Origin of the sequence: Streptomyces sp. NPDC088923 (assembly GCF_044749745.1) — a bacterium.
In the GTDB taxonomy this organism is placed as follows: domain Bacteria; phylum Actinomycetota; class Actinomycetes; order Streptomycetales; family Streptomycetaceae; genus Streptomyces.
Map to the genome: position 1 here is coordinate 335648 of NZ_JBIVIO010000005.1, position 19316 is coordinate 354963.

The following is a 19316-nucleotide window of genomic DNA, read 5'->3' on the forward strand; positions in this document are numbered from 1 at the left end:
CCATGACCTCCCAGCGCAAGACCCTGATCCGCGGCGCCCGCGTCCTCGGCGGCGAGCCCGTCGACGTCCTGATCGACGGCGAGACGATCGCCCAGGTCGGTCCCGGCGTCGAGGCGGGCGACGCGACCGTGGTCGAGGCCGCCGACCGCGTCCTCCTCCCCGGCCTCGTGGACCTCCACACCCACCTGCGCGAACCGGGCCGCGAGGACTCCGAGACCGTCCTCACCGGCACCCGCGCCGCCGCCAAGGGCGGCTACACCGCCGTCCACGCCATGGCCAACACCTTCCCCGTCGCCGACACGGCGGGCGTCGTCGAGCAGGTGTGGCGCCTGGGCCGCGAGTCCGGCTACTGCGACGTCCAGCCGGTCGGCGCCGTCACCGTCGGCCTGGAGGGCAGGAAGCTCGCCGAACTCGGCGCGATGCACGACTCCGCCGCCGCCGTGAAGGTCTTCTCGGACGACGGCAAGTGCGTGGACGACGCCGTGATCATGCGGCGCGCGCTGGAGTACGTGAAGGCCTTCGGCGGCGTCGTCGCGCAGCACGCCCAGGAGCCGCGCCTCACCGAGGGCGCCCAGATGAACGAGGGCACCGTCTCCGCCGAACTGGGCCTCGGCGGCTGGCCCGCCGTCGCCGAGGAGTCCGTCATCGCCCGCGACGTCCTCCTCGCCGCCCACGTCGGCTCCCGCCTCCACGTGTGCCACGTCTCCACCGCCGGTTCCGTCGAGATCGTCCGCTGGGCCAAGTCCAAGGGCTGGGACGTCACCGCCGAGGTCACCCCGCACCACCTCCTGCTCACCGACGAACTCGTCCGCGGTTACGACCCCGTCTACAAGGTCAACCCGCCGCTGCGCACCGAGGCCGACGTCCGGGCCCTGCGCGCCGGGCTCGCCGACGGCACCATCGACTGCGTCGCCACCGACCACGCCCCGCACCCGCAGGAGGACAAGGACTGCGAGTGGGCCGCCGCCGCGATGGGCATGGTCGGCCTGGAGACCGCGCTCTCCGTCGTCCAGCACGCGATGGTCGACACCGGGCTCCTCGACTGGGCCGGCGTCGCCGAGCGCATGTCCTTCCGCCCGGCCCGCATCGGCCGCCTCGAAGGACACGGCCGCCCGATCGCCGCCGGTGAGCCCGCGAACCTGACCCTCCTCGACCCCGGCTACCGTGGAACGGTGGACCCCGCCGGGTTCGCCTCCCGCAGTCGGAACACCCCCTACCGGGGCCTGGACCTGCCGGGACGCGTCACCCACACCTTCCTGCGGGGCCGCGCGACCCTCGTCGACGGGACCCTCGCGTGACCTACCTCACCGCCACGGCGGACACCCTGCTCGCCGACGGACAGAAGTCCGCCGACGTGACCGACTGGGCCGGCCGCATCGGCTGGATCGTCGGGCTGCTGCTCTTCATCACCCTCGTGTACTGGCTCATGCGCGAGGGCTGGAAGTGGCGCGGCACCCTCCAGTCCGGGCTGCCCGCGCTCCCCGCGATTCCCGAGGACCCCGCCGAACCGAGCCTCACGCTCACCGGCAGGTACCACGGCTCCACGACCGCCGGGCAGTGGCTCGACCGGATCGTCGCGCACGGCCTCGGCACCCGCAGCCGCGCCGAGCTGAGCCTGCGCCCCGCCGGGCTCACCGTCGAGCGCCCCGGCGCCCCCGACTTCTTCGTCCCCACCGCGGCCCTGCGCGGCGCCCGCCTCGACAAGGGCATCGCCGGGAAGGTCCTCACCGAGAACGGCCTCCTCGTCGTCACCTGGGCCCACGGGGACACCCTCATCGACTCCGGCTTCCGCTCCGAGCGGGCCGCCGAGCACCCCGCGTGGGTCGCCGCCCTCAACGCCGCGAGCGGCACCCCCGCACCGAACCACCCGACCACCACGACGGAAGGCGCCGCACGATGACGACCTCCACTCAGGGGCGCCAGCAGACGCCCGCTGCCGTACTCGTCCTGGAGGACGGCCGTGTCTTTCGCGGCCGCGCCTACGGGGCCGTGGGGGAGACCTTCGGCGAAGCCGTCTTCTCCACCGGCATGACCGGCTACCAGGAGACCCTGACCGACCCCTCCTACCACCGCCAGGTCGTCGTCATGACGGCCCCGCACATCGGCAACACCGGCGTCAACGACGAGGACCCCGAGTCCCGCCGCGTCTGGGTCGCCGGCTACGTCGTCCGCGACCCCGCGCGCCGCCCCTCCAACTGGCGCTCGCGGCGCACCCTGGACGAGGAGCTGGAGCGGCAGGGCGTCGTCGGGATCGCGGGGATCGACACCCGTGCCCTCACCCGCCACCTGCGCGAGCGCGGCGCGATGCGCGTCGGCATCTTCAGCGGCGAGAGCCTCCCGGGCGACGCCGAGGCCCTGGAGCGGGTCCGGCAGGCCCCCGAGATGAAGGGCGCCGACCTCTCCGCCGAGGTCGCGACCGAGCAGGCGTACGTCGTCCCCGCCGTGGGGACCAAGAAGTTCACCGTCGCCGCCATCGACCTCGGCATCAAGGGCATGACCCCGCACCGCATGGCCGAGCGCGGCATCGAGGTGCACGTCCTGCCCGCCACCGCGACCGCCGAGGACATCTACGCGGTGAGCCCCGACGGCGTGTTCTTCTCCAACGGCCCCGGCGACCCCCAGACCGCCGAGCACCCCGTCGCCCTCATGCGCGCGGTCCTGGAGCGCGGCACGCCGCTCTTCGGGATCTGCTTCGGCAACCAGATCCTCGGCCGCGCGCTCGGCTTCGGCACGTACAAGCTCAAGTACGGCCACCGCGGCATCAACCAGCCCGTCCAGGACCGCGCCACCGGCAAGGTCGAGGTCACCGCGCACAACCACGGCTTCGCCGTCGACGCGCCCCTCGACAAGGTCTCCGAGACCCCCTACGGGCGCGTCGAGGTCTCCCACGTGTGCCTCAACGACAACGTCGTCGAAGGGCTCCAGCTCCTCGACCGCCCCGCTTTCAGCGTCCAGTACCACCCCGAAGCAGCCGCGGGTCCGCACGACGCCGCGTACCTCTTCGACCGTTTCACGTCTTTGATGGAGGGCCAGCGTGCCTAAGCGCACCGATATCCAGTCCGTCCTGGTCATCGGCTCCGGCCCGATCGTCATCGGCCAGGCCGCCGAGTTCGACTACTCGGGCACCCAGGCGTGCCGCGTCCTGCGGGCCGAGGGCCTGCGCGTGATCCTCGTCAACTCCAACCCGGCGACGATCATGACCGACCCGGAGATCGCCGACGCCACGTACGTCGAGCCGATCACACCCGAGTACGTCGAGAAGATCATCGCCAAGGAGCGCCCCGACGTCCTCCTGCCGACCCTCGGCGGGCAGACCGCGCTCAACACGGCGATCTCCCTGCACGACGCGGGGACGCTCGAGAAGTACGGCGTCGAGCTGATCGGCGCCAACGTCGAGGCCATCAACAAGGGCGAGGACCGCGAGCTGTTCAAGGGCGTCGTCGAGGAGGTGCGCAAGAAGATCGGCCACGGCGAGTCCGCGCGCTCGGTCATCTGCCACTCCATGGACGACGTCCTCGCCGGCGTCGAGACGCTCGGCGGCTACCCCGTCGTCGTCCGCCCCTCCTTCACGATGGGCGGCGCCGGCTCCGGCTTCGCGCACGACGAGGAGGAACTGCGCCGCATCGCCGGTCAGGGCCTCACCCTCTCGCCGACCACCGAGGTCCTCCTGGAGGAGTCCATCCTCGGCTGGAAGGAGTACGAGCTGGAGCTGATGCGCGACCGCAACGACAACGTCGTGGTCGTCTGCTCCATCGAGAACTTCGACCCCATGGGCGTGCACACCGGCGACTCGATCACCGTCGCCCCGGCCATGACCCTCACCGACCGCGAGTACCAGCGCCTGCGCGACATCGGCATCGCGATCATCCGCGAGGTCGGCGTCGACACCGGCGGCTGCAACATCCAGTTCGCGGTGAACCCCGAGGACGGCCGGATCATCGTCATCGAGATGAACCCGCGCGTCTCCCGCTCCTCCGCGCTCGCCTCGAAGGCCACCGGCTTCCCGATCGCCAAGATCGCCGCGAAGCTCGCCGTCGGCTACACGCTCGACGAGATCCCCAACGACATCACCGAGCAGACCCCGGCCTCCTTCGAGCCGACCCTCGACTACGTCGTCGTCAAGGCCCCCCGCTTCGCCTTCGAGAAGTTCCCCTCCGCCGACTCCACCCTCACCACGACCATGAAGTCGGTCGGCGAGGCCATGGCGATCGGCCGCAACTTCACCGAGGCCTTCCAGAAGGCGCTGCGCTCCCTGGAGAAGAAGGGCAGCCAGTTCGACTTCGCCGGGCCCACCGGCGACAAGGACGCGCTGCTCCGCCTCGCCGAGCGCCCCACCGACGGCCGCGTCAACACCGTCATGGCCGCGATCCGCGCCGGGGCGACGCCCGAGGAGGTCTTCGACCACACCCGGATCGACCCCTGGTTCGTCGACCAGCTCTTCCTCCTCAAGGAGGTCGCCGACGAACTCGCCGGAGCCCCCGAGCTGACCCGCGAACTCCTCGCCGAGGCCAAGCACCACGGCTTCTCCGACCAGCAGATCGCCGCCGTGCGCGGCCTGCGCGAGGACGTCGTACGGGAGGTCCGCCACGCCCTCGCGCTGCGGCCCGTGTACAAGACCGTCGACACCTGCGCCGCCGAGTTCGCCGCGCGGACCCCGTACTTCTACTCCTCCTACGACGAGGAGAGCGAGGTCGCGCCGCGCGAGAAGCCCGCCGTGATCATCCTCGGCTCGGGCCCCAACCGCATCGGTCAAGGCATCGAGTTCGACTACTCCTGCGTCCACGCCTCCTTCGCGCTCAGCGAGGCCGGCTACGAGACCGTCATGGTCAACTGCAACCCCGAGACCGTCTCCACCGACTACGACACCTCCGACCGGCTCTACTTCGAGCCGCTCACCCTGGAGGACGTCCTGGAGATCGTCCACGCCGAGCAGCAGGCCGGGCCCGTCGCCGGTGTCCTCGTCCAGCTGGGCGGGCAGACCCCGCTCGGCCTCGCGCAGGCGCTCAAGGACAACGGCGTGCCCATCGTCGGCACCTCGCCCGAGGCGATCGACGCCGCCGAGGACCGCGGCGCCTTCGGCCGCGTCCTCGCCGAGGCCGGGCTGCCCGCCCCCAAGCACGGCACCGCGACGACCTTCGCCGGGGCCAAGGCCATCGCCGACGAGATCGGCTACCCCGTCCTGGTCCGGCCCTCGTACGTGCTCGGCGGGCGCGGCATGGAGATCGTCTACGACGAGACCCGGCTCGCCTCGTACATCGAGGAGTCCACCGAGATCAGCCCCTCGCGCCCGGTCCTCGTCGACCGCTTCCTCGACGACACCATCGAGATCGACGTCGACGCGCTCTACGACGGCGAGGAGCTGTACCTCGGCGGCGTCATGGAGCACATCGAGGAGGCCGGCATCCACTCCGGCGACTCGGCGTGCGCCCTGCCGCCCATCACGCTTGGCGGCTACGACATCAAGCGGCTGCGCACCTCGACCGAGGCGATCGCCAGGGGCGTCGGCGTGCGCGGGCTCATCAACATCCAGTTCGCGCTCTCCGGCGACATCCTCTACGTCCTGGAGGCCAACCCGCGCGCCTCGCGGACCGTGCCCTTCACCTCGAAGGCCACCGCCGTACCGCTCGCGAAGGCCGCCGCGCGCATCTCGCTCGGCGCCACCGTCGCCGAACTGCGCGCCGAAGGCATCCTCCCCGCCACCGGGGACGGCGGCACGCTGCCGCTGGACGCGCCGATCTCCGTCAAGGAGGCCGTCATGCCCTGGTCGCGCTTCCGCGACACCTCGGGGCGCGGCGTGGACACCGTCCTCGGCCCGGAGATGCGCTCGACCGGCGAGGTCATGGGCATCGACGCCGTCTTCGGCAGCGCGTACGCGAAGTCGCAGGCCGGCGCGTACGGGCCGCTGCCCCTCAAGGGCCGTGCGTTCATCTCGGTCGCCAACCGCGACAAGCGCGCGATGATCTTCCCCGCCCGCGAGCTCGCCCAGCGCGGCTTCGAACTGCTCGCGACCTCCGGCACCGCCGAGGTCCTCCAGCGCCACGGCATCCCCGCGACCGTCGTGCGCAAGCAGTACGAGGGCGAGGGCCCGGCCGGCGAGAAGACGATCGTCCAGCTCATCCACGAGGGCGGCGTCGACCTCATCGTCAACACGCCCTACGGCACCAGCGGCCGGCTCGACGGCTACGAGATCCGCACCGCCGCCGTCGCGCGCGCCGTGCCCTGCCTCACCACGGTCCAGGCGCTCGCCGCCGCCGTCCAGGGCATCGAGGCGCTCGGCAGGGGCACGACGGGCGTCGCCTCGCTCCAGGAGCACGCGGAGCGCCTGACGGCGGCCCGCGAGGAGTCGTAGGCCCCTGAAGCGGTACGAGGGGGACATCGTTTTTCGGGCGGTGTCCCCCTCTCCATGCCCGCCCCCCCCGCAAGCCGCCAGCCCCACGCCCCGACGCCAGCCGCCCCGCCGACCCGGACGGACTCCCGTGTACGCACTCTTCTTCCGCCTCCTCTTCCGGCGCATGGACCCCGAACGCGCCCACCACCTCGCCTTCCGCTGGATTCGCCTCGCCGCGCGCGTCCCGGTCCTGCGCACCTTCGCCGCCGCCGTGCTCGACCCGCACCCGGAGAACCTGCGCACCGAGGCCCTCGGCCTGCGCCTGCACAGCCCCTTCGGCCTCGCCGCGGGCTTCGACAAGAACGCCGTCGGCATCGACGGCATGGCGATGCTCGGCTTCGACCACGTCGAGATCGGCACCGTCACCGCCGAGCCCCAGCCCGGCAACCCGAAGAAGCGCCTCTTCCGCCTCGTCGCCGACCGCGCCGTCATCAACCGCATGGGCTTCAACAACGAGGGCTCCGCCGCCGTCGCCGCGCGTCTCGCCTCGCGCCGCCCCGTCCTGCGCACGACGGTCGGCGTCAACATCGGCAAGACCAAGGTCGTCCCCGAGGCGGAGGCCGTCGCCGACTACGTCGCCTCCACGCGCCGCCTCGCCGTCCACGCCGACTACCTCGTCGTCAACGTCTCCTCGCCCAACACCCCCGGCCTGCGCAACCTCCAGGCCACCGAGGCGCTGCGCCCGCTGCTCGGCGCGGTGCGCGCCGAGGCGGACCGGGCGGTCCCGGACCGCCACGTGCCGCTCCTCGTCAAGATCGCCCCCGACCTCGCGGACGAGGACGTCGACGCCGTCGCCGACCTCGCCGTCGAACTCGGCCTCGACGGCATCATCGCGACCAACACGACGATCGCCCGCGAGGGCCTCGGCCTGCGCTCCGCGCCCGCCCTCGTCCAGGAGACCGGCGGCCTGTCGGGCGCCCCGGTCAAAGCCCGCTCCCTGGAGGTCCTGCGGCGGCTGTACGCGCGGGTCGGCGACCGCCTCGTGCTGATCGGCGTGGGCGGCGTCGACACGGCCGACGACGCCTGGGAACGCGTCCTCGCCGGAGCGACCCTCGTCCAGGGCTACACCGCGTTCCTCTACCGGGGCCCCTTCTGGGCCCGGGGCATCAAGAAGGGCCTCGCGGCGCGCCTCGCCGCGAGCCCGTACGCCACGCTCGCCGAAGCGGTGGGCGCCGACACCCGGAAGGCCCGCGCATGACCACCCCCGAGCCCTTCGGCGCGCGCCTGCGCCGCGCCATGGACACCCGCGGCGCGCTGTGCGCGGGCATCGACCCGCACGCCGCGCTCCTGCGCGAGTGGGGCCTGAACGACGACATCGCGGGCCTGGAGCGCTTCACGCACACCGTCGTCGAGGCCCTCGCGGACCGCGTCGCCGTCCTCAAGCCGCAGTCCGCCTTCTTCGAGCGCTTCGGCTCGCGCGGCCTCGCCGTGCTGGAGCGCGCCGTCGCCGACGCGCGCGCCGCCGGGGCCCTCGTGCTGCTCGACGCCAAGCGCGGCGACATCGGCTCCACGATGGCCGCCTACGCCGCGACCTACCTCGACCCCGCCTCGCCGCTCTTCTCGGACGCCGTCACCGTCTCGCCCTACCTCGGCTTCGGCTCGCTGCGCCCCGCGCTCGACGCCGCCGCCGAGGCAGGCGCCAGTGTCTTCGTTCTCGCGCTCACCTCCAACCCCGAGGGCGCCGAGGTGCAGGGCGCGCGCGCGGCGGACGGCCGCAGCCTCGCGCAGGTGATGCTCGACCACCTCGCGGCCGAGAACGCCGGGGCGAGCCCGCTCGGCTCCTGCGGCGCGGTGGTCGGCGCGACCCTCGGCCGCACGGAGGCGGACCTCGCGATCAACGGACCGCTCCTCGCCCCCGGCATCGGCGCCCAGGGCGCGACCCCCGCCGACCTCCCCGCGCTCTTCGGCGCACAGGCGCGGAACGTCGTGCCGAGCGTGAGCCGCGGCATCCTGCGGGCGGGGCCCTCGGTGGCCGGTCTGCGCGAGGCGGCGGAACGGCTCACCGACGAGATCCGGACAGCTCTCGCCTGAGACGGGGCGGGGCGCACGCGGGTACGGGCGCGGGCGGGCCCGTACCCGCGCCGCCGCGCGAGGGAGGGCGCGCGGGGGCGGGGGGAGGGGCGCGGGGCGTGCGCCACGCACCCTCCGGGCCCTGCGACTTCGGCGCCGAGGCCCCGAATTCCGCAGCCGGAGCCTCGGACTCCGGTCCCGGCGCCAGGAAATCTTGGCGTCACACCCCGAAAAGTGACATGTTTTGCCCTAAATATCCCCGCCAACCTCAGCTGACCTGGACTTTTCCGCTGTTCTCGCTGACTCGGGCCCCTTGTGCCGCTAGTCTCCGTCGAGAGCGGACGAGCGCCGATTCCGGTTCGCCTGCTCACCCGGTGGTGAGACCGCCCGCGGTCGCACCGGTCCGTATCCGACAAGTTCGACATCCGAGGTGACGTAGGCGTGGCTCTTCCGCCCCTTACCCCTGAACAGCGCGCAGCCGCGCTCGAAAAGGCCGCCGCGGCTCGCCGGGAGCGGGCCGAGGTCAAGAACCGGCTCAAGCACTCCGGTGCCTCCCTCCACGAGGTCATCAAGCAGGGTCAGGAGAACGACGTCATCGGCAAGATGAAGGTCTCCGCCCTCCTTGAGTCGCTTCCCGGCGTCGGCAAGGTCCGCGCCAACCAGATCATGGAGCGTCTCGGCATCTCCAAGAGCCGTCGCGTGCGGGGTCTCGGCTCCAACCAGATCGCTTCCCTGGAGCGCGAGTTCGGCAGCACCGCGGCCTGAGCGCGGCGGAGTGCCGGGGGCCCAGGTCCCCGGCACTCCGGCACCTCCGTCCCCGGCATCCGGCCGGGACTGGAATAATCGCTTCATGGCTGCTTCAACCCCGGGGACGTCCCCCGCAGTACCCCCGGACGCTCGTCCACGGCTGACCGTGCTCTCAGGCCCCTCCGGGGTCGGCAAGAGCACGGTCGTCGCGCACCTGCGCAAGGAACACCCCGAGATCTGGCTCTCCGTCTCGGCCACGACCCGCAGGCCCCGCCCCGGGGAGCAGCACGGGGTGCAGTACTTCTTCGTCTCGGACGAGGAGTTCGACAAGCTCGTCGCCAACGGTGAGCTGCTCGAATGGGCCGAATTCGCGGGCAACCGCTACGGCACCCCGCGCGCCGCCGTCACGGAGCGCCTGGAGCGCGGCGAACCGGTGCTCCTGGAGATCGACCTCCAGGGCGCCCGCCTCGTGCGCGCCTCCATGCCCGAGGCCCGGCTCGTCTTCCTCGCCCCGCCCAGCTGGGAGGAACTCGTCCGCCGCCTCACCGGGCGCGGCACCGAGGAGCCGGAGGTCATCGAGCGCCGGCTCGCCGCCGCCCGGGTCGAACTCGCCGCGGAATCCGAGTTCGACGTGACCCTCGTCAACACGGCGGTCGAGGACGTCTCCCGCGAGCTGCTAGCCTTGACATCCGTCTCATAATTTTCTTTTCCCCCCGTCGGAAGGCAGAGCGTGTCCTCTTCCATCACCACGCCCGAGGGCATCATCAACCCGCCGATCGACGAGCTGCTCGAAGCCACGGACTCGAAGTACAGCCTCGTGATCTACGCGGCCAAGCGTGCTCGCCAGATCAACGCGTACTACTCCCAGCTCGGCGAGGGCCTGCTGGAGTACGTCGGCCCGCTCGTGGACACCCACGTCCACGAGAAGCCGCTCTCGATCGCTCTCCGCGAGATCAACGCGGGCCTGCTCACCTCCGAGGCCACGGAGAACCCGGTCCAGTGAGCCCCAGGCCCTCCGGCACCGACCGGACGGCCGTCCACCACGGGCCCGGCAGCACCGCTGCCGGGCCCGTGGTGTGTGATGGGTGAAGAGTGATCAGGCGGCGCGCACACCCGGCGCGCCGCGATCAGGTGGTGCGCTCCTGGACGCGTACCCGACCGAGCCGGGAGTGAGCGGTGACGAAGCCGAGGGTCGTGCTGGGCGTGAGCGGCGGGATCGCCGCGTACAAGGCCTGTGAGCTGCTGCGGCGGCTCACCGAGACCGGCCACGAGGTACGGGTCGTGCCGACCGAGGCCGCCCTGCACTTCGTCGGCGCCGCCACCTGGGCGGCCCTGTCCGGGCAGCCGGTGAGCACCGAGGTGTGGGAGAGCGTCCACGAGGTCCCGCACGTCCGCCTCGGCCAGGAGGCCGATCTCGTGATCGTCGCGCCCGCCACGACCGACCTGCTCGCGAAGGCCGCGCACGGCCTCGCCGACGACCTCCTCACCAACACCCTCCTCACCGCCCGCTGCCCCGTCGTCCTCGCCCCCGCGATGCACACCGAGATGTGGGAGCACGCGGCGACGCGGGAGAACGTCGCGACGCTGCGCCGCCGCGGCGTCCACGTCATCGAGCCCGCCTCCGGCCGCCTCACCGGCGCCGACACCGGCAAGGGCCGCTTCCCCGACCCGGCCGAGATCTTCGCGTACTGCCGCCAGGTCCTCGCCCGCCCCGACGCGCCCCAGGACCTCGCCGGACGGCACGTCCTCATCAGCGCGGGCGGCACCCGCGAGGCCCTCGACCCGGTCCGCTTCCTCGGCAACCGCTCCTCGGGCAAGCAGGGCTACGCGCTCGCGCGGACCGCCGCCGCGCGCGGCGCCCGCGTCACGCTCGTCGCCGCGAACACCGCGCTCGCCGCGCCCGCGGGCGTCGACGTCGTGCCCGTGTCGAGCACCGCCGAACTGCGCGAGGCGCTGCTCGCGGCCGTTCCCGACGCGGACGCCGTCGTGATGGCCGCCGCCGTCGCCGACTTCCGCCCCGCCACGTACGCCCCGGGGAAGATCAAGAAGAAGGACGACGCCGAGCCCGAGCCGCTCGCCCTCGTGCGCAACCCCGACATCCTCGCCGAGCTGTCCGCCGACCGCGCCCGCGCGGGCCAGGTCGTCGTCGGCTTCGCCGCCGAGACCGACGACGTCCTCGCGCACGGACGCGCCAAGCTCGCCCGCAAGGGCTGCGACCTCCTCGTGGTCAACGAGGTCGGTGAGTCGAAGACCTTCGGGGCCGAGTCCAGCGAGGCCGTCGTCCTCGGCGCCGACGGCAGCGAGACCCCTGTCCCGTACGGGCCGAAGGAGGGCCTGGCGCACACGGTGTGGGACCTCGTGGCCGCCCGGCTGGCGTAAGGGCGGCCCATGGGCCTCGTGTCGCGGTCGTGCGACAGGCGCCCGCCGAATGCGGCGCGGCCCCTGGCGCCCCGCGCGCCCGGCACCCGACAATGCCCCGACGACGCGGTGCCGCAGATCACAGCGCTCCCGAAAGGCGAGACACCCCGACCGGCGGCAACGCGTGACCGATAAACTGGCGGGGAACCGTCCCGGGTGCAGCTCCCGGACGGTTCACCCATGATCAGCCAGCAGCCGCTGCAACCCCAGGGAGCGTTGTGTCCCGTCGCCTGTTCACCTCGGAGTCCGTCACCGAGGGGCACCCCGACAAGATCGCTGACCAGATCAGCGACACCATTCTGGACGCCTTGCTGCGCGAGGACCCCACCTCGCGCGTCGCTGTCGAGACCCTCATCACCACCGGTCTCGTGCACGTGGCCGGGGAGGTGACCACCAAGGCGTACGCCCCGATCGCCCAGCTCGTGCGCGAGAAGATCCTGGAGATCGGCTACGACTCCTCGAAGAAGGGCTTCGACGGCGCCTCCTGCGGCGTCTCCGTCTCGATCGGCTCCCAGTCGCCCGACATCGCGCAGGGCGTCGACACCGCCTACGAGAGCCGCGTCGAGGCCTCCGCCGCGGGCGAGGGAATCGACGAGCTGGACCGGCAGGGCGCCGGGGACCAGGGCCTCATGTTCGGCTACGCGTGCGACGAGACCCCCGACCTCATGCCGCTCCCGATCCACCTCGCGCACCGCCTCTCGCGGCGGCTCTCCGAGGTGCGCAAGAACGGGACCATCCCCTACCTGCGTCCCGACGGCAAGACCCAGGTCACCATCGAGTACGACGGCGACAAGGCCGTCCGTCTCGACACCGTGGTCGTCTCCTCGCAGCACGCCTCCGACATCGACCTCGACCAGCTCCTCACCCCGGACATCCGCGAGTTCGTCGTGGAGCCCGAGTTGAAGGCGCTCCTCGACGACGGCATCAAGCTGGAGACCGAGGGCTACCGCCTCCTCGTCAACCCGACCGGGCGCTTCGAGATCGGCGGCCCCATGGGCGACGCCGGGCTCACCGGACGCAAGATCATCATCGACACGTACGGCGGCATGGCCCGCCACGGCGGTGGCGCCTTCTCCGGCAAGGACCCGTCCAAGGTCGACCGCTCGGCCGCCTACGCGATGCGCTGGGTCGCGAAGAACGTCGTCGCCGCCGGTCTCGCCGCGCGCTGCGAGGTCCAGGTCGCCTACGCGATCGGCAAGGCCGAGCCCGTCGGTCTCTTCGTCGAGACCTTCGGCACCGCCAAGACCGAGGTCGAGAAGATCGAGCAGGCCATCGCCGAGGTCTTCGACCTCCGCCCGGCCGCGATCATCCGCGACCTCGACCTCCTCCGCCCGATCTACTCCAAGACCGCCGCCTACGGCCACTTCGGCCGCCCGGAGCCGGAGTTCACCTGGGAGAAGACCGACCGCGTGGACGCCCTGCGGAAGGCCGCGGGCCTCTAGGCGACGCCGCTTCGGCCGTACGCGGCCCGGCTCCCCCGCTCCGGCGGGGGACCCGGGCCGCTCGGCCGTCCGGGCGATCCACATGTCCGAGGGGTCTGGTACATCTGAAGGCGTGAGCAGTGACGATCAGCCGAACGGGGCGGAGCAGCTGGCCCTGATCCGGGAGAGCGTGCGCAAGGCACGGCCGCCCAGGGCCAAGCCGCGTACGTGGCGGGATGCCGCCATGGCGGAGCGGCTGCCGGTCGCCCGCGTCCTCGTCAACAAGGGCGTCGTCCACCTCGACCGCACCTTCGACTACGCCGTGCCCGCCGAACTCGACGCCGAGGCCCTTCCCGGGGTGCGCGTGCGCGTGCGGTTCGGGGCCGGCAAGGGGCAGGTACGGGGCGGGCGCAGGGAGGGCGGGGGACTCGTCGACGGGTTCCTCGTCGAGCGCGTCGCCACCTCCGACTACCAAGGCCCCCTCGCCGCGCTCGCCCAGGTCGTCTCGCCCGAGCCCGTCCTGTCACCCCCGCTCCTCACGCTCGCCCGCCAGGTCGCCGAGCGCTACGCGGGCAGCCTCGCCGACGTCCTCCAGCTCGCCGTCCCCCCACGGCACGCGAAGGCGGAGGCCGTCGCCTCGTCCGCCGCGCCGCCCCCGCCCCCCGCGCCGGGGCCCGGCAGCTGGGAGCGCTACCCGCAGGGCCCCGGCTTCCTCACGGCCCTCGCGCACGGCGAGTCCCCGCGCGCGGTATGGACCGCGCTGCCGGGACCCCAGTGGGCCGAGGAGCTGGCCCGCGCCGTCGCGGCGACCCTCGCCTCGGGGCGCGGCGCCCTCGTCGTCCTCCCCGACGGCCGCTGCACCGCCCGCCTCGACGCCGCCCTCACCGCACTCGTCGGCCCCGGGCAGCACGCCGTGCTCACCGCCGACACCGGGCCCGAACAGCGGTACCGCTCCTGGCTCGCCGTCCACCGCGGCGCCGTGCGCGCCGCGATCGGCACCCGCGCCGCGATGTTCGCCCCCGTACGCGACCTCGGCCTCGTCGCGCTCTGGGAGGACGGCGACAGCGGTCACAGCGAGGACCACGCGCCCCAGCCGCACGCGCGCGAAGTCCTCGTGCTCCGGGCGACCCGCGAGGCGGGCGCCGAGGGAGCGCCCGCTCCCGCCTTCCTGCTCGGCTCCGTCGGCTGCACCGTCGAGGCCGCCCAGCTCGTACGGAGCGGCTGGGCCCACCCGCTCGCCGCCCCCCGCGAGACCACCCGCGCCCTCGCCCCCCGCGTGCGCACCATCGGCGACACCGAGGTGGCCCGCGACCCGGCGGCCCGCGCGGCGCGGCTGCCCTCGCTCGCCTGGGAGACCGCGCGCGAAGGGCTGCGGCACGGCCCGGTGCTCGTCCAGGTGCCCCGCCGCGGCTACGCACCACGGCTCGCCTGCGACCGCTGCCGCGAGCCGGCCCGCTGCCGCCACTGCTCCGGCCCCCTGGAGGCCCCCGACGCCGAGCGGCTCACGTGCGGCTGGTGCGGACGCACCGAAACGGGCTGGCACTGCGCGGCGTGCGGCGGCGGCCGGCTGCGCGCGCGGGTCGTCGGCGCGCGCCGCACCGCTGAGGAACTGGGGCGGGCCTTCCCCGCGGTCCCGGTGCGGACCTCGGGGCGCGAGCAGGTGCTCGACACCGTGCCCGGCGGCCCCGCGCTCGTCGTCTCGACACCGGGGGCCGAGCCGGTCGCCGAGGGCGGGTACGCGGCGGCGCTGCTCCTCGACGGCTGGGCGCAGCTCGCGCGGCCCGATCTGCGCGCCGAGGAGGAGGCGCTGCGCCGCTGGCTGGGCGCGGCGGCGCTGGTACGGGGACAGGGCGCGGGCGGCACCGTCGTGGTCGTCGCCGAGCCGGCCCTGCGGCCCGTGCAGGCCCTCGTCCGCTGGGACCCCGTGGGGCACGCGCTGCGCGAGCTGGAGGAGCGGGCCGAGCGGCACTTCCCGCCCGTCTCGCGCATGGCGGCCGTCTCGGGGCCGCCCGCCGCGGTCTCCGCCTTCCTCGCCGAGGCCGAACTGCCCCCCGAGGCCGAGATCCTGGGCCCTGTGCCGCTGCCCGTCACCCCACCGGGCCGACCGCGACGCCCGGGCGGCCCGCCGCCGGGGGAGCAGTGGAACCGGGCCCTCGTCCGGGTCCCGCTCGGCGGCGGCACCCGCCTCGCGCAGGCGCTCAAGGCCGCCCGCGCGGCCCGCACGGCGCGGCGGGGCGCCGGGGCGGAACAGGTGCTCGTGCGGATCGACCCGCCCGACATCGGCTGAGCCCCTTCCCCCGGGTCCGAGGGGGGAAGGGGCTCAGGGGTGCGGCCTGGGGCGGGGGCTATGCCTGTCGCGGGCCGGGGAGCGCCTTCGGGCGCGGCTCCTCGCGCACGTCCTGGCGCGACGCCGTCGGCTGCGTCGGCATGGTACGTGCGGCGGGAACGGTGGGCGTCGCCGCGCGCTCCGGTACGGCGGCGGTGCTTCGCTCGGGGCGCTCCTCGGCGGGGGCCTGGGCCGGGTTGGCCCGGCGTGTCCCGTACCTGCGGTGCACGGCCTGCTTCGTCACCCCGAGCGCCGAGCCCACGGCGTCCCAGGAGAAGCCGAGGGAGCGGTCGAAGTCGACGGCGGCGGTCACGAGGCTCTCGACGCTGTCCCGCAGCTCCTGGGCGAGCCGCACGGTCGGGGCGGGAGCGCGCCCGTAGACCACGAAACCGGTGGAGGGTCCCGTGCGGCGCGGACGGTAGACGTTGCCGAGCTGGGCGGTGAGCGTGCGGAGCGCGTCCACCTGCCTGCGGACCCGCTCGATGTCCCGTACCAACAGGTGCAGGCTGGCCCGTGCCTGGGCGTCGTGGGTGGCGTGGTCGGCCATGTGCAAGCCTCTCGAACCGGCGTTGACGGGCCCGCTGGCCCGCATCGGACTGTGAGAAAAGGACTGCTGAGACTGAGGGGACGCCGTCCTGGGCGGGTCGTCGCGTCCGCCCACGGTCAACGCTGCTTTGACAACGCGCCGCGCCGGAAGGGGTCACGGGGGAGGGCGCGGGACCTCGCCGCGCGCGCTCCCCGCGAACCACGAGTGCGCGGGGAATTGCGGACGTTTCGTCAGCATGTGCGGGGTTTGAGGTCCGTACGGGGCGAGCGCCCCCGGCCGCCCGCCGCGCCGGTGCCTAGGATGGGGGCTCTTGTCGGGCCGGGGTGTGAGGGAAGTTCAGGATTCATGAGGCTTGTGTTCGCAGGGACGCCGGAGGTCGCCGTACCCGCGCTCGACGCGCTGATCGCTTCGGAGCGCCACGAGGTGGTGGCCGTCGTGACCCGCCCCGACGCGCCCGCCGGGCGCGGGCGGCGGCTCGTGGCGAGCCCCGTCGCGCAGCGCGCCGAGGAGGCCGGGATCGAGATCCTGCGGCCCGCGAAGCCGCGCGAGGAGTCCTTCCTCGACCGGCTGCGCGAGATCGCCCCCGACTGCTGCCCCGTCGTCGCCTACGGGGCGCTGCTGCCCCGCGTCGCGCTCGACGTGCCGGCGCACGGCTGGGTCAACCTGCACTTCTCGCTCCTGCCCGCCTGGCGCGGTGCCGCGCCAGTGCAGCACGCCGTCCTCGCGGGCGACGAGATCACCGGGGCCTCCACCTTCCTCATCGAGGAGGGCCTCGACTCCGGACCCGTCTACGGCACCGTGACCGAGACCGTCCGCCCCACCGATACGAGCGGCGACCTCCTCACGCGCCTCGCCTTCGCGGGCTCCGGGCTCCTCGCCGCCACGATGGACGGCATCGAGGACGGCAGCCTCAAGTCGGTGCCGCAGCCCGCCGACGGCGTCTCGCTCGCCCCCAAGCTCACCGTCGAGGACGCCCGCGTCGACTGGACGGCGCCCGCGCTGCGCGTCGACCGCGTCGTGCGCGGTTGCACCCCGGCCCCGGGGCCCTGGACCCTCTTCCGCGGCGAACGCCTCAAGCTCGTCTCGCTCACGCTCGCGCCCGAGGTTCCGCACCTCGCGCCGGGCGAGATCCGCGCGGGCAAGAACAGCGTGCACGTCGGCACGGGTTCGCACCCCGTGGAGCTCGGCTGGGTGCAGCCGCAGGGCAAGAAGCCGATGCGGGCGGCGGATTGGGCGCGGGGTGTCCGGTTGGCGGTGGGGGACCGGGTCGGGGGCTGACGGGTGGCGTCCGGCCCGTCGGAGGGGCTGATCGTTCGCGGATCAGCGGCACCTTCCCGCCCCGTACCCTGGGGGCAGTTTCTTTTTCGGGTGGGCCCGTAGGGGCCTCACCGCACGCAGTGGAGCAAGCACCTTTGAACGACCAGCCTGTGGCCGCCACCGACAGCGGTCCCCGCCGGGGCAAGGGCCGCCCGCACCGGGCGCCGCGCAAGGACCCCGTCCGCGTCCTCGCCTTCGACGCCCTGCGCGCCGTCGACGAGCGCGACGCCTACGCCAACCTCGTCCTGCCCGCGCTCCTGCGCGAGGCCCGCGAGAAGGGCGGCTTCGACGCCCGCGACGCCGCGCTCGCCACCGAACTCGTCTACGGGACCCTGCGCGGGCGCGGCACGTACGACGCGATCATCGCCGCGTGCGTGGACCGCCCGCTGCGCGAGGTCGACCCGCCCGTGCTCGACGTGCTCAGCCTCGGCGCCCACCAGCTCCTCGGCACCCGCATCCCCACCCACGCCGCCGTCTCGGCCACCGTCGAACTCGCCCGCGTCGTCCTCGGCGACGGCCGCTCGCGCTTCGTCAACGCCGTCCTGCGCCGCATCTCCCGCAACGACCTCGACGCCTGGCTCGCCGAGGTCGCCCCGCCCTTCGAGGACGACCCCGAGGAGCACCTCTCCGTCGTCCACTCCCACCCGCGCTGGGTCGTCTCCGCGCTGTGGGACTCGCTCGGCGGCCCGCGCGGCGGCATCGAGGACCTCCTGACCGCCGACAACGAGCGCCCCGAGGTCACCCTCGTGGCGCGCCCGGGCCGCACCGACGCCGAGGCGCTGCTCGACTCGCTCGGCGAGGAGCGCGCGCTCCCGGGGCGCTGGTCCCCGTACGCCGTCCGGCTCACCGAGGGCGGCGAGCCGGGCGCGGTGCCCGCCGTGCGCGACGGCGAGGCCGGGGTCCAGGACGAGGGCAGCCAACTCGTCGCCCTCGCCCTCGCCAAGGCCCCCGTCGAAGGCCGCGACGCACTCTGGCTCGACGCCTGCGCGGGTCCCGGCGGTAAGGCCGCGCTCCTCGCCGGGCTCGCCGCCCAGCGCGGCGCGCGTCTCGTCGCCGCGGAGAAGCAGCCGCACCGCGCCGGGCTCGTCGCCCGCGCCCTCGCGGGGACCCCGGGCCCGTACCAGGTCGTCACCGCCGACGGCACCCGCCCGCCGTGGCGCCCGGAGACCTTCGACCGCGTCCTCGTCGACGTGCCCTGCACCGGGCTCGGCGCCCTGCGCCGTCGCCCCGAGGCCCGCTGGCGCCGTCGCCCCGAGGACCTCGACGGCTTCGCGCCGCTCCAGCGCGGCCTGCTCCACGAGGCGCTGCGCTCCGTGCGGGTCGGCGGCGTCGTGGGTTACGCGACCTGCTCGCCGCACCTCGCCGAGACCCGTGCCGTCGTCGCCGACGTCCTCGACGAGTGGGACGGCGTCGAACTGCTCGACGCCCCCGCGCTGCTGCCCGAGGTCCCGCTCACGGGCGAGGGCCCCGACCTCCAGCTCTGGCCGCACGTGCACGGCACGGACGCGATGTACCTGGCGCTGCTGCGGCGCACGGCGTAGTCGCGTCGCCCGGGCTCAGCGCCTCGTCTCGTACCTGCTCAGGACCACGCCCCCGGGGAACGTCCGCGTCTCGACCAGGTCCAGGCCGACCCAGCCGTCGAGCGCGGTGAAAAACGGCGTGCCGCCGCCCACCAGGACCGGGTGGGCGGCGATCACGTACTCGTCGATCAGCCCGGCGCGCAGGGCCGCCCCGGCGAGCGTCGCGCCGCCGATGCTCAGGAAGCCGCCGTCCCCGGCCTTGAGCCGGGCGATCTCGGCGACCGCGTCGCCGGTGACCAGGCGGGCGTTCCCGCTGACCTCGCCGATCGTCGAGGAGAACACGACCCTCGGCGTGTCCCGCCAGGCCCGTGCGAACTCGATCTCCGCCTCGGTGGCCTCGGGCCGCTGGTCGGCGGTGGGCCAGTAGGAGCTCATCGTCTCCCACAGCTTGCGCCCGTACAGCGACAGGCCGCTCGCCCGCTCGTGGTCGAGCCACCACTGGAACAGTTCGTCGCTCGGCGGTCCGCTCCAGCCGATGTCGTCGCCCACCGCCGAGATGTAGCCGTCCAGGGTGAGATTCATGCCGTAGATCAGTTTCCGCATGGCCAGGCCTTTCCGTGCG

At 73.8% G+C, this 19316-nt stretch carries 16 protein-coding genes; 14 read left to right on the forward strand and 2 right to left on the reverse strand.

Annotated elements, in window-relative coordinates; all coding sequences use genetic code 11:
* Positions 1–2: 2 nt before the first annotated feature.
* From ACIP4O_RS21880 to ACIP4O_RS21935, 12 genes are all read left to right on the forward strand, one after another.
* On the forward strand, positions 3–1298 hold the full coding sequence (locus ACIP4O_RS21880; protein WP_401576682.1) for a dihydroorotase: 1296 nt from the start codon (positions 3–5) through the stop codon (positions 1296–1298).
* Positions 1295–1900, forward strand: coding sequence for a hypothetical protein (locus tag ACIP4O_RS21885; RefSeq protein ID WP_401576684.1), 606 nt, complete (start codon positions 1295–1297; stop codon positions 1898–1900). The genes ACIP4O_RS21880 and ACIP4O_RS21885 overlap by 4 nt, the downstream gene beginning before the upstream one ends.
* The gene (gene carA / locus ACIP4O_RS21890; RefSeq protein ID WP_401576686.1) at positions 1897–3042 is read left to right on the forward strand and encodes a glutamine-hydrolyzing carbamoyl-phosphate synthase small subunit; all 1146 of its coding nucleotides are present in this window, start codon (positions 1897–1899) and stop codon (positions 3040–3042) included. Before ACIP4O_RS21885 ends, carA begins: the two co-directional genes overlap by 4 nt.
* Positions 3035–6349: a carbamoyl-phosphate synthase large subunit gene (gene carB / locus ACIP4O_RS21895; RefSeq protein ID WP_361328026.1), complete on the forward strand. Its 3315-nt coding sequence runs from the start codon at positions 3035–3037 to the stop codon at positions 6347–6349. Before carA ends, carB begins: the two co-directional genes overlap by 8 nt.
* Positions 6350–6476: 127 nt before the next feature.
* Positions 6477–7586: a quinone-dependent dihydroorotate dehydrogenase gene (locus ACIP4O_RS21900; RefSeq protein WP_401576688.1), complete on the forward strand. Its 1110-nt coding sequence runs from the start codon at positions 6477–6479 to the stop codon at positions 7584–7586.
* Positions 7583–8419, forward strand: a complete 837-nt coding sequence (pyrF, locus tag ACIP4O_RS21905) for an orotidine-5'-phosphate decarboxylase (protein ID WP_401576689.1) — start codon at positions 7583–7585, stop codon at positions 8417–8419. Before ACIP4O_RS21900 ends, pyrF begins: the two co-directional genes overlap by 4 nt.
* A 420-nt stretch (positions 8420–8839) precedes the next feature.
* A complete protein-coding gene (locus ACIP4O_RS21910; protein WP_007829338.1) occupies positions 8840–9163 on the forward strand; it encodes an integration host factor in 324 nt (107 codons plus the stop codon).
* An 85-nt stretch (positions 9164–9248) separates the two neighbouring features.
* Complete coding sequence (gmk, locus tag ACIP4O_RS21915; RefSeq protein WP_009063391.1) at positions 9249–9845, forward strand: guanylate kinase; 597 nt, start codon at positions 9249–9251, stop codon at positions 9843–9845.
* A gap of 30 nt (positions 9846–9875) precedes the next feature.
* Entirely contained in the window at positions 9876–10148 is a 273-nt protein-coding gene (gene rpoZ, locus ACIP4O_RS21920; RefSeq protein ID WP_008748975.1) for a DNA-directed RNA polymerase subunit omega, read from the forward strand.
* 173 nt (positions 10149–10321) lie between these two features.
* The gene (gene coaBC, locus ACIP4O_RS21925) at positions 10322–11524 is read left to right on the forward strand and encodes a bifunctional phosphopantothenoylcysteine decarboxylase/phosphopantothenate--cysteine ligase CoaBC (protein WP_401576691.1); all 1203 of its coding nucleotides are present in this window, start codon (positions 10322–10324) and stop codon (positions 11522–11524) included.
* A gap of 257 nt (positions 11525–11781) precedes the next feature.
* The gene (gene metK / locus ACIP4O_RS21930; RefSeq protein ID WP_401576693.1) at positions 11782–13005 is read left to right on the forward strand and encodes a methionine adenosyltransferase; all 1224 of its coding nucleotides are present in this window, start codon (positions 11782–11784) and stop codon (positions 13003–13005) included.
* A gap of 82 nt (positions 13006–13087) precedes the next feature.
* The gene (locus tag ACIP4O_RS21935) at positions 13088–15271 is read left to right on the forward strand and encodes a primosomal protein N' (protein WP_401576695.1); all 2184 of its coding nucleotides are present in this window, start codon (positions 13088–13090) and stop codon (positions 15269–15271) included.
* A gap of 58 nt (positions 15272–15329) precedes the next feature.
* Here the strand turns inward: ACIP4O_RS21935 and ACIP4O_RS21940 are convergent, their stop codons facing one another.
* Positions 15330–15857, reverse strand: a complete 528-nt coding sequence (locus ACIP4O_RS21940; RefSeq protein ID WP_401576697.1) for a hypothetical protein — start codon at positions 15855–15857, stop codon at positions 15330–15332.
* A 345-nt stretch (positions 15858–16202) separates the two neighbouring features.
* On the opposite strand from ACIP4O_RS21940, the gene fmt reads away from it, so the two are divergent.
* Positions 16203–17135, forward strand: a complete 933-nt coding sequence (gene fmt, locus ACIP4O_RS21945; protein WP_401576699.1) for a methionyl-tRNA formyltransferase — start codon at positions 16203–16205, stop codon at positions 17133–17135.
* A gap of 134 nt (positions 17136–17269) precedes the next feature.
* On the forward strand, positions 17270–18715 hold the full coding sequence (locus ACIP4O_RS21950) for an RsmB/NOP family class I SAM-dependent RNA methyltransferase (RefSeq protein ID WP_401576701.1): 1446 nt from the start codon (positions 17270–17272) through the stop codon (positions 18713–18715).
* A gap of 15 nt (positions 18716–18730) precedes the next feature.
* Here the strand turns inward: ACIP4O_RS21950 and ACIP4O_RS21955 are convergent, their stop codons facing one another.
* Positions 18731–19297 carry a dihydrofolate reductase family protein gene (locus ACIP4O_RS21955; RefSeq protein ID WP_401576703.1) on the reverse strand — a complete coding sequence of 189 codons (567 nt, stop codon included), beginning with the start codon at positions 19295–19297 and terminating at the stop codon, positions 18731–18733.
* Positions 19298–19316: the final 19 nt, after the last annotated feature.

What these genes read in the sequence shown, in the direction of transcription:
- ACIP4O_RS21880 (WP_401576682.1), top strand. Translation starts at nt 3, where the DNA reads ATGACCTCCCAGCGCAAGACCCTGATCCGCGGCGCCCGCGTCCTCGGC.
- carA (WP_401576686.1), top strand. Translation starts at nt 1,897, where the DNA reads ATGACGACCTCCACTCAGGGGCGCCAGCAGACGCCCGCTGCCGTACTC.
- pyrF (WP_401576689.1), top strand. Translation starts at nt 7,583, where the DNA reads ATGACCACCCCCGAGCCCTTCGGCGCGCGCCTGCGCCGCGCCATGGAC.
- gmk (WP_009063391.1), top strand. Translation starts at nt 9,249, where the DNA reads ATGGCTGCTTCAACCCCGGGGACGTCCCCCGCAGTACCCCCGGACGCT.
- ACIP4O_RS21935 (WP_401576695.1), top strand. Translation starts at nt 13,088, where the DNA reads ATGTCCGAGGGGTCTGGTACATCTGAAGGCGTGAGCAGTGACGATCAG.
- ACIP4O_RS21940 (WP_401576697.1), bottom strand. Translation starts at nt 15,857, where the DNA reads ATGGCCGACCACGCCACCCACGACGCCCAGGCACGGGCCAGCCTGCAC.
- fmt (WP_401576699.1), top strand. Translation starts at nt 16,203, where the DNA reads ATGAGGCTTGTGTTCGCAGGGACGCCGGAGGTCGCCGTACCCGCGCTC.
- ACIP4O_RS21955 (WP_401576703.1), bottom strand. Translation starts at nt 19,297, where the DNA reads ATGCGGAAACTGATCTACGGCATGAATCTCACCCTGGACGGCTACATC.